General features: G+C 57.1%; 10 protein-coding genes and 3 pseudogenes. 8 read left to right on the top strand and 5 right to left on the bottom strand.

The genetic code is table 11. From position 1 onward, the window contains the following. Both ACEPAJ_RS12550 and ubiT read left to right on the top strand, forming a co-directional pair. Positions 1-891 carry a U32 family peptidase gene (locus tag ACEPAJ_RS12550; protein WP_090253938.1) on the top strand — a complete coding sequence of 297 codons (891 nt, stop codon included), beginning with the start codon at positions 1-3 and terminating at the stop codon, positions 889-891. Then, the gene (ubiT, locus tag ACEPAJ_RS12545; protein ID WP_090253936.1) at positions 885-1,385 is read left to right on the top strand and encodes a ubiquinone anaerobic biosynthesis accessory factor UbiT; all 501 of its coding nucleotides are present in this window, start codon (positions 885-887) and stop codon (positions 1,383-1,385) included. Before ACEPAJ_RS12550 ends, ubiT begins: the two co-directional genes overlap by 7 nt. A 66-nt stretch (positions 1,386-1,451) precedes the next feature. On the opposite strand, the gene ACEPAJ_RS12540 is transcribed toward ubiT, so the two are convergent. Both ACEPAJ_RS12540 and ACEPAJ_RS12535 read right to left on the bottom strand, forming a co-directional pair. Beyond that, positions 1,452-1,850 (bottom strand): putative zinc-binding protein, encoded by a 399-nt coding sequence (locus ACEPAJ_RS12540; RefSeq protein ID WP_090253934.1) that lies wholly within the window; start codon positions 1,848-1,850, stop codon positions 1,452-1,454. Positions 1,851-1,888: 38 nt separating this feature from the next. Then, positions 1,889-2,569 carry a Crp/Fnr family transcriptional regulator gene (locus ACEPAJ_RS12535; RefSeq protein ID WP_090253933.1) on the bottom strand — a complete coding sequence of 227 codons (681 nt, stop codon included), beginning with the start codon at positions 2,567-2,569 and terminating at the stop codon, positions 1,889-1,891. Between the two features lie 167 nt (positions 2,570-2,736). On the opposite strand from ACEPAJ_RS12535, the pseudogene can reads away from it, so the two are divergent. Continuing rightward, positions 2,737-3,345: pseudogene (gene can, locus ACEPAJ_RS12530) on the top strand (carbonate dehydratase); the annotation flags it as partial. Between the two features lie 39 nt (positions 3,346-3,384). On the opposite strand, the pseudogene ACEPAJ_RS12525 reads toward can, so the two are convergent. Further along, positions 3,385-3,561 (bottom strand): annotated as a pseudogene (locus tag ACEPAJ_RS12525) (LuxR C-terminal-related transcriptional regulator); the annotation flags it as partial. Positions 3,562-3,638: 77 nt separating this feature from the next. Between ACEPAJ_RS12525 and ACEPAJ_RS12520 the strand changes: the two are divergent. Continuing rightward, positions 3,639-5,191, top strand: a protein-coding gene (locus tag ACEPAJ_RS12520; protein WP_169850854.1) for an IS3 family transposase whose coding sequence is annotated in 2 segments (ribosomal slippage) — positions 3,639-4,101 and positions 4,101-5,191 — 1,554 coding nt in all. Because the reading frame shifts where the segments join, the coding sequence is not laid out codon by codon here. On the opposite strand, the gene ACEPAJ_RS12515 is transcribed toward ACEPAJ_RS12520, so the two are convergent. Further along, positions 5,148-5,693, bottom strand: a complete 546-nt coding sequence (locus ACEPAJ_RS12515) for a response regulator (protein ID WP_425915125.1) — start codon at positions 5,691-5,693, stop codon at positions 5,148-5,150. The genes ACEPAJ_RS12520 and ACEPAJ_RS12515 overlap by 44 nt on opposite strands. Next, positions 5,693-7,492: an ATP-binding protein gene (locus ACEPAJ_RS12510; protein WP_425915123.1), complete on the bottom strand. Its 1,800-nt coding sequence runs from the start codon at positions 7,490-7,492 to the stop codon at positions 5,693-5,695. Before ACEPAJ_RS12510 ends, ACEPAJ_RS12515 begins: the two co-directional genes overlap by 1 nt. Positions 7,493-7,724: 232 nt before the next feature. Between ACEPAJ_RS12510 and ACEPAJ_RS12505 the strand changes: the two are divergent. The 4 genes and pseudogenes from ACEPAJ_RS12505 to narH all read left to right on the top strand — a co-directional run bounded on the left by ACEPAJ_RS12505 (position 7,725) and on the right by narH (position 15,805). Next, positions 7,725-8,992: pseudogene (locus ACEPAJ_RS12505) on the top strand (MFS transporter). A 60-nt stretch (positions 8,993-9,052) separates the two neighbouring features. Then, positions 9,053-10,417: a NarK family nitrate/nitrite MFS transporter gene (locus ACEPAJ_RS12500; protein ID WP_425915121.1), complete on the top strand. Its 1,365-nt coding sequence runs from the start codon at positions 9,053-9,055 to the stop codon at positions 10,415-10,417. Positions 10,418-10,484: 67 nt separating this feature from the next. After that, complete coding sequence (locus ACEPAJ_RS12495) at positions 10,485-14,255, top strand: nitrate reductase subunit alpha (RefSeq protein ID WP_425915119.1); 3,771 nt, start codon at positions 10,485-10,487, stop codon at positions 14,253-14,255. A gap of 11 nt (positions 14,256-14,266) precedes the next feature. Next, on the top strand, positions 14,267-15,805 hold the full coding sequence (gene narH / locus ACEPAJ_RS12490) for a nitrate reductase subunit beta (protein ID WP_289240328.1): 1,539 nt from the start codon (positions 14,267-14,269) through the stop codon (positions 15,803-15,805). Positions 15,806-15,807: the final 2 nt, after the last annotated feature.

Here is a 15,807-nt window from a genome sequence, read left to right as displayed (position 1 = left end):
ATGAAATTGAGTCTGGGCCCTGTTTTGTTTTACTGGAGCCGCGAAAAGCTTCTGGATTTTTACGCAGAGATGACGAGCCAGCCGCTCGATATCATCTATTTGGGCGAAACAGTGTGCTCCAAGCGCCGCGCCCTGTCGCTGGACGACTGGCTCGGGTTGGCCCGCGAGCTGCGCGAGTGCACCAAGGCCGAACTGGTGATCTCCGGTTTGGCGTTGATCGAGGCTGCCTCCGAGCTGTCCAGCCTCAAGCGTTTGTGCCACAACGGTGAGCTTTTGGTGGAAGCCAACGACATGGGCGCCGTACAGCTGTTGCATGAGCAGGGCCTGCCTTTTGTCGCTGGTCCTGCGCTCAATTTGTACAACGCTCCGGCCTTGGCCGAGTTGCAAGACTGTGGCTTGCAACGCTGGGTGCCGCCGGTGGAGTGTTCGGCGGCGCTGCTGCATGATTGTCTAAAGCAGCTCGATGCGCTGGGACGGCCACGTCCTGAGGTGGAACTGTTTGCCTACGGTCATCTGCCCTTGGCGTATTCGGCACGCTGCTTCACCGCCCGTGCGGAGAATCGGCCAAAGGACGACTGTCAGTTTTGCTGCATCAGCTACCCCGAAGGTATTCCGTTGCTAAGCCAGGAGGGTGAAGCGCTATTTACCCTCAACGGTATTCAAACGCTTTCGGCGAGAGTGAATAACCTGCTGGCCGACTATCCGGCGTTGCAGCGTAGCGGCATTGATTGTTTGCGTTTGAGCCCGCGTGCTGAAGACATGGCGCAGGTGGTAGCGGATTACCATGCGGTGCGTCTAGGAGGCCTACCGCCGTTGCTGGCGCAAGGCTGCAATGGTTACTGGCATGGCCGTCCGGGCATGCTCAATGCGGAGGAGGCTGGCCTGTGTTAAGTGTTCAGCAATGGGCGCTGCGTAGCGCCGATCCTTTTTTAGGCCTGGCTAAGCATGTGCCATTTACCCTGCAACGCTGGGTGCTGGAAGCGGCTGTAGCCCGCCTTTTTTCCGCTTCTGTGAATGAGGGCGCGTTCGATTTACTGCAGGGCCGCTGGCTTCGTTTAGAAGTCAGTGATCTGCAGTTGGGGTGGTGCATCACCCGAAACCGTGAAGGCTTGCGCATGGCCGCGCGGGCCCCTGTTGATGTATGCATCCGCGGTAATTGGCGTGAGTTCGTGTTGCTTGCCAGTCGTCAGGAAGACCCAGATACCTTGTTCTTCCGGCGACGTCTGGTTATCGAGGGTGATACTGAATTGGGCTTGGCAATGAAAAATCTAATCGACAGTCTCGACCCCGATCAACTGCCTCCGCGCTTGTGGCGCTCGTTATGCCGGGTAGGGGAAGTGCTGCGCGATGATCTGGCGCAGCAGGCAACTGCCAAGGCAAGTTAGCTCTTCAGTACGTGACCGGTGTTAAGGCTGTAGCGCAGCAGATAACCCTGAGGAGTAGAAATCGCGTCAGGCCTGGGCACTCTGTTGCAGATTGTGCAAACGCCGGTCGCTGGCAATCAACTCGACCATTTCCCCATACACCAGGTCAACGGTTTCACCGCTGAAGTCTTCGCCGTAGCGCTTCTTCAAACCCAGGCTGCTGAGAATGATATGCACGTTGGCCTTGACCCCATGCTGCTCAAGACAGCCACGTACACACTCCAACTTGCAACCATCGAGCGCGAGAATCGGGCGGCCGCTGCTGGCCCGATTGACCAGCGAAGCCACTCGACCGCCGACGCCAGCGATGCAGGACATTTCCGCCAATCCGGCCCGATCGAGGCGCACAGCAAGTGTATTGGCTAGTTGCGCTACATTCGAGCAGCCAGAGCAGGAATAAACTAGGGGCAAGGTAGGGGCGGACATAAGCACTCCTTTGTTGGGCTACCGCATCAAGGCGGTGCTCACTCGTAGTAGTTGGCCAGGCTGGGGCGGTCTAGTACACGGATGTTGCGGCGCTCCATGGCGATCAGCCCAGCATCGATTAAGCGGTGCAGGATGCGAGAGAAGGTTTCCGGTTGGATGCCAAGTTGCGAGGCAATCAGGCGTTTGGGCACGCTGAGATGAATCTGGTCGTTACCGTCATCACCTTGTTCCTGGCAAAGGAAACGCACCACGCGGCGACTGGCGTTGCCGGCGGTGAGGGTGTCGATTTCGTCGAGGCGCTGGTGCAGACGAATACTCAGGTTGGCCAACAGGTCGAGACAGATCTTCGGCTGTTCTTCTAGCAAGCGTCGGTAGTGGGTGCCATCAATACTGATCAGGTTGCTGGTCTTCAGCGCATTGCAGGTTACGGGGTAATGTTTGGCTCCAGTAAACAGTAGGGCCTCAGCAAAACTCTCGCCCGGGTGAATAACCTCCACCAACTTTTCCTGACCTTCGAGCAATACACGGGTGAGTTTTACCTGGCCATTGAGTAACAGGTAGAAGCGATCGGCGATATCACCCTGGTGAAATAACGCTTCGCTGCTGTCCAGTTTGCGGTGAATAGCCAGGCAGCTGACTTCGTTGAACAGCTCCTCGGGCAACCGGTTGAACAAGTGGTGCTGGCGCAAGGCCTTGAGGTTTTCTGAATCGGTCAGCATGGGGACACCTCCTAAGCTGCCATCTTATGCGCGCTGCTCAACTACGCCCATTCCCCCATGGGGCTACCTCTAAGGAGGCAGTGTGCAATAGCTGAGTATCCAAGATGCTAGGGGCTGGCATGTTCACGCTTGAGTGCCGCTAATCACTGATCAATGAGGACGGCTCCGTGGATGTGAAGCAGCTTTTGAGTAACAACCGAAAGTGGGCCGAATCGATGAGCGCTCGTGATCCGGACTTTTTTCCTCGGTTGGCGCGTCAGCAGAAACCGGAGTTTCTATGGATCGGCTGCTCCGACAGCCGTGTGCCAGCTAACGAAGTGGTCGGGATGATGCCCGGTGAGCTGTTCGTGCATCGCAACGTGGCCAATATGGTGGTTGCCACCGACATGAACTTTCTCTCGGTGTTGCAATTCGCTGTGGATGTATTGCAGGTCAAGCAAGTGATTGTCTGCGGCCACTATGGCTGTGGCGGGGTACGGGCGGCACTGGGGCATGAGACACTGGGGCTGATTGATAACTGGCTGCGAGCCCTCAAGGCGTTACATCATCAGAACTTGCCACGCTTTGCCGGGCTGAGTGCCGAGCAACAGGTCAATTTATTGTGCGAGCTGAATGTGCAGCGCCAGGTGCGCAACGTCTGCCACACCACTATTGTGCAGAGTGCTTGGCGGCGAGGACAGAGTCTGGCAGTGCATGGTTGGATATATGGCCTGACTGACGGCTTGGTCAAAGACCTGATGGTGACTGTCGACAGTGCTGCGCAATTGGATGAGACCTTTCTCTACGACCAATAGCTGGTACGCACAGCGGCTGGCTCAGTGCAGGTGTTCCATCGACCATACAGCGGCTTCGACGCGTGAACGCAAGCCGAGTTTGTGCAGCAGGTTCTTCACGTGCACCTTCACCGTGCCTTCGGTGATGCCCAACTTGTTGCCGATCATTTTGTTGCTCAGGCCGCCGGCGATCATCTTCAGTACCTGCCGCTCGCGGTCAGCCCCCGGTGTCAGGCTAGTTGTCGCCTGAGCTGATTTATCAAAACGATAGATCGGGGGCGTCAAAGAGAGCTGTAATGTCGAGCTATTCACCTGAGCGTAAAGCTGCCCTGCTGAACAAGTTACTCCCGCCACTCAACCACTCCGTAGCTGAGCTCGCTCGCCAAGAAGGTGTCCCCGAAGCGACGCTGTATGCTTGGCGCACCAAGCTCAAAGCAGGAGGCGCGGTAGTGCCTGGAGACAAGAACAACACCGATGACTGGCCCGCTGAAGCCAAGTTCGCAGCGGTATTGCATGCGGCCACCCTGAGCGAGATCGAGCTCAGCGAATACTGCCGCAGCAAAGGTTTGTACCCCGAGCAAATCAGCGCGTGGCGTCAAGCCTGCATTACGGGCCAGATGTCCGCTAAAGCGCAGCTCAAGGCAGAGCGAGATCAAGCACGTGCCGACAAGAAACGCATTACCGAACTGGAGCGCGAGTTGCGGCGCAAGGACAAGGCGCTGGCGGAAACCGCCGCCATATTGGTACTGAGAAAAAAGATGAATGCCTTCTGGGGAAACGACAGCGAGGACGTTTGACCTCGCTGCCAGAACGGCAACAACTCGTTGAACGCTTTAACCACGCCGTCGCCTCTGGCGCGCGCAAGGCGGTGGCCTGCGCAGAGATCGGCCTGTCGTTACGCAGCCTGCAACGCTGGGCGCTGACACCGGTTATACAGGCCGATGTGCGTACGACCACGCCACGTCCGCGCCCGAGCAATGCCCTGAGTGCTGAGGAGCGTCGCACCATCCTGGAGGTCTGTAACAGCCCGCCATTTGCCAGCTTGCCGCCGAGTCAGATCGTGCCAAGGCTGGCCGATCAAGGCCGCTACCTGGCTTCAGAGGCGACCTTTTACCGCGTGCTGAAAGCCGCTGATCAGCAGCATCGCCGCGGTCGCAGTCATGCGCCGCACAAGCACGCCGCACCGACCACGCACAGTGCAACGAAGAGCAATCAGGTCTGGTCATGGGACATCACCTACCTGCCATCGCCAGTGCGCGGGCAGTATTACTACCTGTACTTGATCGAGGATATCTACAGCCGCAAGGCCGTGGGCTGGGAGGTTTACGAGCAAGAAAGCGGCGAGCGGGCGGCCGGACTGATGCAGCGTACCGTGCTCGGCGAGCGCTGCGCGGGCCAACCCCTGGTGCTGCACTCGGATAACGGTGCGCCAATGAAATCAGTGACGCTGCTGAGCAAGCTGTACGACCTTGGCATCACCCCGTCGCGCGGACGACCCCGTGTAAGCAATGACAATCCCTACTCGGAATCGCTGTTTAGAACCCTGAAATACTGCCCGCAATGGCCGCAGGATGGCTTTGCCGATTTGGAAGCCGCACGCAGCTGGGTGCGCGACTTTATCCGCTGGTACAACCATGAACACCGCCATAGCCGCATCCGCTTCGTGACCCCGGCACAGCGCCATCGCGGCGAGGATCAAGAAGTACTGGCCAAGCGTCATGTGCTGTACCAGCAAGCCCGTCATAGACACCCTCATCGCTGGTCAGGTGCAACGCGAAATTGGCAACCTATCGGCGCCGTCACACTCAACCCAGAGAGGGAGCAGCCGGCAGTGAAAATAGCAGCTTAAAAACACGGCTGACGCGACAACTACCTTGCAAAACGCCGTCAGTCAGATCCAGTGAGCTTGCGCTCTGCGGGGCGCGCAATGCCTGAGCAAGTACTGTAGTCAACGCCGAGCTGACCACCAGCGCGCCCTGCAGAGCCTCACGTAAACGCATGATCAGCAGCTCCGGCTCCATGTCCTTGAGTAGGTAACCGTCGGCTCCAAAGCGCATTGCATCGCGAACATCATGTTCAGCATCGGAAACGGTAAACAGCAGCACCTTGCCGTCGTAGTGTTGCTCGCGCAGGCGTTTGAGAGTTTCTACCCCATTGAGTTGCGGCATGTTGTTGTCCAGCAGCACCAACTCCGGGTTCAACTGCGCCACCAGGACGATGGCCTCTTCGCCGTTATTGGCTTCCCCGACGACGCACAGGTCGCTCTCCAGTTCTATTAGCTGGCGAATGCCGCGACGCATCATGGGGTGGTCGTCTACCAGTAACAACGTGTGAGGGGCGGAAGACTTCATTACGGATTGTCTCTGTTGGGTTGGCGAAGGAACTCGGGGCAGAACAGTACATGGACCCGAGTCCCACTGGGCGTGCGTGAGGTAATGTTGAGGTCGCCGCTCAGGCTGCGGGCGCGCTCCTGCATTATGGTTAAACCATGGTGCTGGCGTGTATCGAATCCTTCGGCAATGCCGCAGCCGTCATCCTCGATCAATAGCTCGACTTTTTCGCCGAGCTGACGCAGATGCACCCAGGCCTGCTTGGCCTGAGCATGACGGGTACAGTTGGATAATGCCTCGCGCACGATCTGTAAAAGGTGTATCTGCTCGGTGGCGGTGAGGCCAAAGGCCAGGGGCTCGCAATGCAGCAATATTCGGATATTGCCGCGTTCGGCGAACTCGCGGGCGGTGTCGTTGAACGCCTGGTCGATGCCACCTTCTTGGATTTGCAAGCGGAAAGTAGTGAGTAGCTCGCGCAGTTGGAGGTAGGCATTATTCAGTCCGTCACGCAGCTCATCACTGACCTGGATCAGTTGTTCACCTGATTCGCCGCGGCGAATCAGGGTCTGTAGGCGACTGACTTGTAGCTTCATGTAGGACAAGGCCTGGGCCAGTGAGTCATGCAACTCACGGGCGATAATGGTGCGCTCATCCAGCAGGAGTAAACGGTTATCCTGTTCGCGTTGATGTTCGAGCAGTAGAGAGGTGCCGATCAGGTTGGCCAGCGCTTGAATTAGCTCTTGCTCCCAGATGCGTGGAGAGTGGTTGTCTAGGTAATGCGCGCGCAATTCGCCCAGGCTTTCGCCCAGGGCGCTGACCGGAAAGATTAACCGACTCGGCCCTTGGTGGCGTTCACAGCTGGCGCAGTCGTTGCGTGCGCAGATTTCTCTCGATTCGTTGCCGTGCAGTGCAATCAAATGTTCAACTGGCTCATTGGCATCGCCTCGCAGGCAGAGGGTCAGGCGCAGGCCCGGCAGGCGCTGCTGGAAGTGATCGATCAACTCGTCCAGTTGCTCTGCGTTGGCCGGGTTACTGGCCATGCTGCGGCTGCTCAAGTAAAGCAACGCCAGCGCCGCATTAGATTGTTCGAGGTCCTGGGTTTTTTCTGCAATCCGCGACTCGAGAGTACGGTGCGACTCCTCGATGGCGTCAGCCATGCTGTTGAAGCTCAGGGCCATCTGCCCCAGTTCGTCCGCGGAACGGTATTCGACACGCGCGTTCAGATCACCTGCACGAAAGCGCTCCGTGGTGCCCACTATCTCCTGTAGTGGGTTGATCACACTGCTTTGTAGCTCGTACATGCCGATCAACAGGATTACCACCGATAACAGCAGTGCTGCACCCTGAATGTTCTGCTGCCAGCTTTGACGCTTTTCACTGAGTTTCTGCAACAAAAGCACAAACTGTTCGAGCTGGTCGACAAACCCTGCCGATGCTTGCTGGAACGCAACTTTGTCGCTCCGTTGAAGCGCCGGCCTCAGCTGTGTATCCCAGGTTTTGAAAATGCTCCCGAAAGCTAGTTGCTGCGGGGTTTCGGTCTGCTCGTTGAGTAAGTGCTGCAGGGGGCTGCTGTCGAGGCGCCGCTGCATGTCATTGCTTAGTTGAGCAATTTGCTCGGGCGAGGCGTTGGCCTCCAGCTGCCAGTTCAGTCGGTAAGTGGCCATACGCAGCGAACCTGCAGTATTGATGGCCGCAGCGTCGTCCTCGCTGACCCAGGCAATCAACACTGCACTGAAGGCGCTTGAGAATGCCAGTGCGGCAATCAGTATGACTGCGAGCCCGGCTCGAGCCGGTAGTGAGCTTTTCAGCCAGTCAAGCATGACGGCTACCTCTAAAGAGATTTTGGCCAAGGTCCAGAAATTTTTGAATACTGCACTTGTTATTCAAGTTATTGATTCTAATGGGTTTATTGGTTGATTTTGGCGCTACCACTTTAGTGGTAGATGCGGCGATGGTAGGCCTTGGAAGCGATGGGCTCCCTTGATCTAGGTCAATTATCTCCGGAGATACGAGATTAGCCTGCCCCCATGAACAGACATGCGGGGAGCGGTCATGGTAAGTCAGAAAGTACAGCAAGGTTTGGTGCTGGGCATGAGTACCACCGCATTCACCATCTGCTTCATGGTGTGGATGATGTTTGCTGTACTGGGGATACCCGTCAAAGAGCTATTACAGCTCAACGAAACTCAGTTCGGTTTGCTGGTCTCAACGCCGGTACTCACCGGGTCGCTGGTACGCCTACCGTTGGGCATGCTCACCGACCGTTTTGGTGGGCGCATTGTGTTCCTACTGCTGATGCTGGCATGCGTGCTGCCGATTTACTTGATCAGTGCTGCCACCCAGTACTGGCAGTTCCTAGTGCTGGGTCTGTTTGTCGGTCTGGCCGGTGGCTCTTTCTCGGTGGGCATCGCATATGTCGCTAAGTGGTTCAGCAAGCAAACTCAAGGTACGGCTATGGGGTGTTTGGTGCCGGTAATGCGGGTGCTGCGCTGACCAAATTTGTCGCACCAGCGATTATCGCTGCCAGCAGTTGGCAGATGGTTCCCAAAGTCTACTCGGCCATCATGTTTATCACTGCCGTGCTGTTCTGGTTCTTCACCTACGAGAACAAGAAGCACCGCATGCCCAGTTCGGTGTCGTTCGCCGAGCAGCTGAAAACCCTTAAAGATCCTCGGGTATGGCGCTACTGCCAGTACTACTCGATCGTGTTTGGCGGCTATGTCGCATTGGCCCTGTGGATGACCAAGTACTACGTCCAAGAGTACGAGTTCTCCCTGCAGAGCGCTGCGTTACTGGCCGCCTGTTTCTCCTTACCAGGTGGCCTGCTTCGCGCCATCGGTGGCTGGATGTCTGATAAGTGGAGCGCCCATAGCGTGACGTGGTGGGTGATGTGGGTGAGCTGGATCTGTCTGTTCATCCTTTCCTATCCACAAACCAGCCTGATCGTACAAACCGTCGATGGTCCGCAAAGCTTTCATCTAGGCCTAAACGCAACCGTGTTTACCGTGCTGCTATTCGTCATGGGTATCGCGTTCGCGTTCGGTAAGGCCTCAGTTTTCAAATACATCTCCGATGAGTTCCCTGATCGTATGGGTGCTGTGTCCGGCATCGTCGGTCTGGCCGGCGGCCTGGGTGGCTTTGTGCTGCCGATCATGTTTGGCGCGCTGGTAGATCTGACGGGCGTGCGTAGTTCCTGCTTCATGCTCATGTACGGCGTGGTCTGGGTTTCCCTGATCTGGATGTACTTCAGCGAAGTTCGCAGTACCCCGGTTATGGGCCATGGCTCTTCGAGCCCGATGGCTTCTGCTTCTGACGCTTAAGGAGACAGTTATGTCTGCAACCAAAAACATGACCAGCAATCTCCCTCCCCCAAGGGGCCGGTGATTGAGGACTGGCAACCAGAAGACCCTCATTTTTGGGGCACGGTCGGTAAGTCTATTGCTAACCGCAATTTATGGATCTCGATCCCCGCGCTGTTGCTGGCGTTTGCCGTATGGATGGTCTGGAGCACGGTGATCGTGCGCCTTAACGCCATTGGTTTCGGCTTCAGCACGGATGAGCTGTTCTGGTTGGCGGCTCTGCCTGGGTTGTCCGGCGCAACGTTGCGGATTTTCTACTCGTTTATGGTGCCGATCTTCGGCGGGCGCCGCTGGACGGCGTTGAGCACTGCTTCACTGTTGGTCCCGGCCATCTGGATGGGTTTTGCCGTGCAGAACCCGGCGACGCCTTACAGCGTGTTCGTGATCATTGCCTTGCTCTGCGGATTTGGCGGCGGAAACTTTGCTTCGTCGATGTCCAACATCAGCTTCTTCTACCCTAAATCGCAGCAAGGCACCGCGCTGGGCTTGAATGCCGGCCTGGGTAATCTGGGCGTATCGGTGATGCAGTTTCTGGTGCCCCTGGTGATTGGTTTCAGCCTGTTTGGCGCTGCGGGAGGAGAGGCCCAAGAGTTAGCTGAAGGCGGCCAGTTGTGGCTGCAGAATGCAGGCTTCGTCTGGGTACCGCTGATTATCGCGGTGACAGTGGCTGCCTGGTTTGGCATGAACGATCTGAGCAGCGCTAACGCGTCCTTCTCTGAACAGGCGGTGATCTTCAAACGCAAGCACAACTGGTTGATGTGCTGGTTATACCTGGCCACCTTTGGTTCGTTCATCGGCTTTGCGGCCGCGTTTCCGCTGCTGATCAAACACTCATTCCCGGACGTTAATGCTCTGAAGTTTGCTTTCCTTGGGCCGTTTGTCGGTGCGCTTATGCGCCCGCTGGGCGGCTGGGTAGCGGACAAACTGGGCGGTGCACGGGTGACCTTGTGGAACTTCGTTCTGATGATTGCCGCTGTGTTCGGCGTTATTCACTTCTTGCCCCAGGACGGTGGCGCCGGGAGCTTCTACGGTTTCCTGACCATGTTCATGTTGCTGTTCGTCACCACCGGTATTGGTAACGGTTCGACCTTTCGCATGATTCCGGTGATTTTCCGCACCCTGCATGAAGGCTGGAGCGCAGGTAAAGGCGCCGCTGCTAAAGAGCTGGCCAGCAAGGCTGCCGGCAAAGAGTCTGCTGCGGTGCTGGGGTTCACCTCGGCGATTGGCGCCTTTGGTGCGTTCTTTATTCCTAAATCATTCGGTTCTTCCATCGCCCTGACCGGTGGCCCCGAAGTCGCTCTATATGTGTTCGTTGGCTACTACGTGAGTTGCATTCTGGTGACCTGGTGGTGGTACGCACGCAAGGGTGCCAAGACACCCTGCTGAGTCATTAACCGAATCTAAGAAATGACGAATGCAGGGTCGCCTGCATTCAGCCTGAGAGGAAGAAAAAATGAGCCACCTACTCGACCAGCTGCGCTTCTTTAATCGTAAGCAGGGTGAGTTCGCCGATGGTCACGGTGAGACCCGCAAGGAATCCCGTGATTGGGAGAACGTATACCGCTCACGCTGGCAGTACGACAAGATCGTGCGTTCCACCCACGGGGTGAACTGCACCGGTTCCTGCTCGTGGAAGATTTACGTGAAGAACGGCCTGATTACCTGGGAAACCCAGCAGACCGACTACCCGCGTACCCGTAACGACCTGCCCAACCACGAACCACGTGGCTGTCCACGAGGTGCCAGCTATAGCTGGTATATCTACAGCGCCAACCGTCTCAAGTACCCGAAAATCCGCAAGCCGTTGCTCAAATTGTGGCGTGAAGCGCGGCAGACCATGGCGCCGGTAGACGCCTGGGCCAGCATTGTTTCTGACCCGGTCAAGGCAGAGTCATACAAGAGTAAGCGAGGCATGGGTGGCTTTATTCGTTCCAGCTGGGATGAAGTGAATGAAATTATCGCCGCCGCCAACGTTTACACCGTAAAAGAGTTCGGTCCAGACCGGGTGATTGGCTTCTCGCCGATCCCGGCGATGTCAATGGTCAGCTACGCTGCTGGCGCCCGTTACCTATCGTTGATAGGCGGTGCTTGCCTTAGTTTCTATGACTGGTATTGCGACCTGCCGCCGTCCTCGCCACAGGTGTGGGGTGAGCAGACCGACGTGCCGGAATCGGCCGACTGGTACAACTCCAACTACATCATCGCTTGGGGTTCTAACGTTCCGCAGACCCGTACCCCGGATGCGCACTTCTTTACTGAAGTTCGCTACAAGGGCACCAAAACTGTTTCGATCACCCCGGATTACTCCGAGGTGGCAAAACTCACCGACCTCTGGCTGAACCCCAAACAGGGCACCGATGCTGCCTTGGCGCAGGCGTTCAACCACGTGATCTTCAAAGAGTTCCACCTCGACAAGCCGAGTGCTTATTTCAAGGATTACGCCAAACGCTACACCGACTTACCGGTTTTGGTGTTGCTCAAGGATCATGCTGACGGCAGTTATCAGCCGGATCGCTTCCTGCGCGCGTCCGACCTGGCTGACAATCTCGGCCAAGAGAACAACCCTGAGTGGAAAACCATCGCCCTGGATACCAACAGTAATGAGTTGGTGTCGCCGCTGGGTTCGATCGGTTATCGCTGGGGCGAGAAGGGCAAGTGGAACATCCAGGCCCTGGAAGGAGGTACAGGCCGTGAGATTGATCTTCAGCTGAGCCTGATCGGTGAGGACGTGGCCGAAGTGGCTTTCCCGTATTTCGGCGGCCAAACTCACGAACATTTCCAGCACGTCGCGGGTGAGACAGTGCAACTGCGTCGCGTACCTGTGCGCAGCATCACCCTTGCTGACGGCAGCACCGCCAAAGTGGCTACCGTGTTCGACCTGTCTGCCGCCAACCTGGCAATTGATCGTGGTCTTGGCGGCGCTAACGTAGCCAAAGACTACGACGATGCTGATGTCCCAGGCACGCCGGCCTGGCAAGAGCAGATCACTGGCGTTAGTCGCGAAAAAGCCATCCAGATCGCCCGTGAATTCGCCGATAACGCCGACAAGACCAAAGGTCGCAGCATGATCATCGTCGGTGCGGCGATGAATCACTGGTACCACATGGACATGAACTACCGTGGCCTGATCAACATGCTTATGTTGTGTGGTTGCGTAGGGCAAACCGGTGGCGGCTGGGCGCATTATGTTGGTCAGGAAAAGCTACGTCCGCAGTGCGGTTGGTTGCCACTGGCCTTCGGCCTGGACTGGAGTCCGGCACCTCGGCAGATGAATGGTACCAGCTTCTTCTACAACCACAGTTCGCAGTGGCGGCACGAGAAGATGAGCATGCACGAGATTCTCTCGCCGCTGGCCGACAAGTCACAGTTCCCCGAACACGCACTGGACTACAACATCCGCGCCGAACGTGGCGGTTGGTTGCCGAGTGCTCCGCAGCTTAACCGCAACCCGCTGCAGATCACCCGTGACGCAGCTGCCGCCGGTATGTCGCCGGTAGATTACGTGACCAAGTCGCTGCAAGACGGCAGCCTGCGCTTCTCCTGTGAGCAGCCGGATAACCCGGCCAACTTCCCTCGTAATATGTTCATCTGGCGTTCCAACCTGCTGGGCAGCTCGGGTAAGGGCCACGAGTACATGCTCAAGTACCTTCTGGGCACCAAGAACGGCGTGATGAACGAAGACCTTGGTAAGCGTGGCGGGGTCAAACCGACTGACGTTGAGTGGGTAGACGAGGGGGCAATCGGTAAGCTCGATCTGGTCACCACCTTGGACTTCCGCATGTCTTCCACCTGCGTGTACTCGGACATCGTCTTGCCGACGGCGACCTGGTACGAGAAGGACGACATGAACACCTCAGACATGCACCCGTTCATTCACCCATTGTCGGCGGCGATTGATCCTGCCTGGGAATCGCGTTCCGACTGGGAAATCTATAAGGGTATCGCCAAGCACTTCTCGAAAATGGCGGAAGGTCATCTGGGCGTCGAGCAGGACTTCGTCACCACGCCGTTGCTGCACGATACCCCAGGTGAACTGGCGCAGCCGTTTGGCGGCATGGACTGGAAAACCAAAGGAGTGGCCCCGATTCCGGGCCAGAACTGCCCGAACATGCGCGTTGTCGAACGCGACTACCCGAACGTGTACAAGAAATTCACGTCCCTCGGCCCGTTGCTGGATAAGAACGGCAACGGCGGTAAGGGTATCAACTGGAACACTCAGCATGAGGTCGATTTCCTTGGCGAGCTCAACTATAAGGTGCGCGAAGAGGGCGTGAGCCTAGGCCGGCCGAAGATCGACAGCGCCATCGATGCCTGCGAGGTAATTCTGTCCCTGGCCCCAGAAACCAACGGTCATGTGGCGGTTAAAGCGTGGGCGGCATTGTCTGAATTTACCGGTCTGGATCACAGCCACCTGGCAGTGCCTAAAGAGCACGAAGCGATTCGTTTCCGCGACATTCAGGCCCAGCCGCGCAAGATCATCTCCAGCCCGACCTGGTCTGGTTTGGAAGATGAACATGTTAGCTACAACGCCGGCTACACCAACGTTCATGAGTACATCCCGTGGCGCACTATCACCGGTCGTCAGCAGTTCTTCCAGGATCACCCGTGGATGCAGGCCTTCGGTGAGGAGATGATGAGCTACCGGCCACCGATCAACACCCGCACTATCGATTATGTGAAGGACAAACGCTCGAACGGTAATACAGAAATCGTCCTCAACTGGATTACTCCGCACCAGAAATGGGGTATCCACAGCACCTACACCGACAACTTGCTCATGCTCACCCTGAGCCGCGGTGGGCCGATTGTTTGGCTCTCGGAAACCGACGCGAAACGCGCCGGCATCGTGGACAACGACTGGGTCGAATGCTTCAACGCCAACGGTGCGCTAACTGCCCGTGCAGTGGTCAGCCAACGGGTTAAAGACGGCATGGTGATGATGTATCACGCTCAAGAGCGGATCGTGAACGTGCCTGGCTCGGAAACCACAAAGACCCGTGGTGGCCACCACAACTCGGTGACCCGCGTGGTACTCAAGCCGACCCACATGATTGGTGGCTACGCCCAGCAGTCTTACGGCTTTAACTATTACGGCACTGTTGGCTGCAACCGTGATGAGTTCGTTGTGGTGCGCAAGATGAGCAAGGTGGACTGGCTCGACGGCACCGATGTCGGCGGTCTGGGTGGCGACGCCCTGCCACAACCCCTGCCAAAAGACCTCTGAGGAGAGCTGAGATGAAAATTCGTTCACAGGTCGGCATGGTTCTAAACCTCGACAAATGCATCGGCTGCCACACATGCTCGATTACCTGTAAAAACGTCTGGACCAGCCGCGAAGGCATGGAATACGCCTGGTTTAACAACGTTGAAACCAAGCCTGGTATCGGCTACCCGAAAGAGTGGGAAAACCAGGACAAATGGAAAGGCGGCTGGGTGCGCAACAAGGATGGCTCGATCAACCCACGCATCGGCGGTAAGTTCCGCGTATTGGCGAACATCTTCGCCAACCCGGATCTACCGAGCATTGATGACTACTACGAACCATTTGATTTCGATTACCAGCACCTACACACCGCACCGCTAGGCCAGCATCAACCGGTCGCACGGCCGCGTTCGGTGCTGACAGGCAAGCGTATGGAGAAGATCGAGTGGGGCCCGAACTGGGAAGAGATCCTCGGCACCGAGTTCGCCAAACGTCGTAAGGACAAAAACTTCGACAAGATCCAGGCCGACATTTATGGCGAGTATGAAAATACTTTCATGATGTACCTGCCGCGTCTGTGCGAGCACTGCCTGAATCCGACCTGCGCGGCTGCGTGCCCGAGCGGGGCGATCTACAAGCGTGAAGAAGATGGCATCGTGCTGATCGACCAGGAGAAGTGCCGCGGCTGGCGCATGTGTATCAGCGGCTGCCCGTACAAGAAGATTTACTACAACTGGAAGAGTGGCAAATCCGAGAAGTGCATATTCTGCTACCCGCGCATCGAAGCCGGTATGCCGACTGTCTGTTCAGAAACCTGCGTTGGGCGTATCCGCTACCTCGGCGTATTGCTGTATGACGCAGACCGGATCGCCGAAGTGGCCAGTACGCCGAACGAGCAGGACCTGTACCAGAAACAGTTGGATATCTTCCTCGACCCTAATGACCCGGCCGTAATCAAGCAGGCACTTGCCGATGGTGTGCCGATGTCGGTGATCGAGTCGGCGCAGAAATCGCCGGTGTACAAACTGGCCGTGGACTGGAAGCTGGCCCTACCGCTGCACCCGGAATACCGCACGCTGCCGATGGTCTGGTACGTACCACCACTGTCGCCAATCCAAAATGCCGCCACTGCTGGCACCGTGGGCATGAACGGGGTGATCCCTGATGTCGACAGCCTGCGTATTCCGCTGCGTTATTTGGCCAATCTGCTTACCGCCGGTGACGAGCGTCCGGTCAAACTGGCGCTCAAGCGTTTGCTGGCGATGCGCGCCTACAAGCGTGCCGAACAGGTGGAGGGCGTCCAGGACCTGCAAGTACTCAAAGACGTGGGGCTGTCCGTGGCCCAGGTCGAAGATATGTACCGCTACCTGGCCATCGCCAACTACGAAGATCGCTTCGTGATTCCGTCCGCGCACCGCGAAGAGGCTATGAGCGATGCCTTCGCCGAGCGCTCCGGTTGTGGTTTCAGCTTCGGCAGCGGTTGCAGCGGCAGCTCTGACACCAACATGTTCGGGGCGAAAAAGGCCAACCAGCGCGACATCCTGAAAACCGTACAGTTGTGGGAGGACTGAGC

Source organism: Pseudomonas sp. GWSMS-1 (genome assembly GCF_049847425.1).
GTDB lineage: Bacteria > Pseudomonadota > Gammaproteobacteria > Pseudomonadales > Pseudomonadaceae > Aquipseudomonas.
This window is presented reverse-complemented; position numbering and strand designations above follow the sequence as displayed.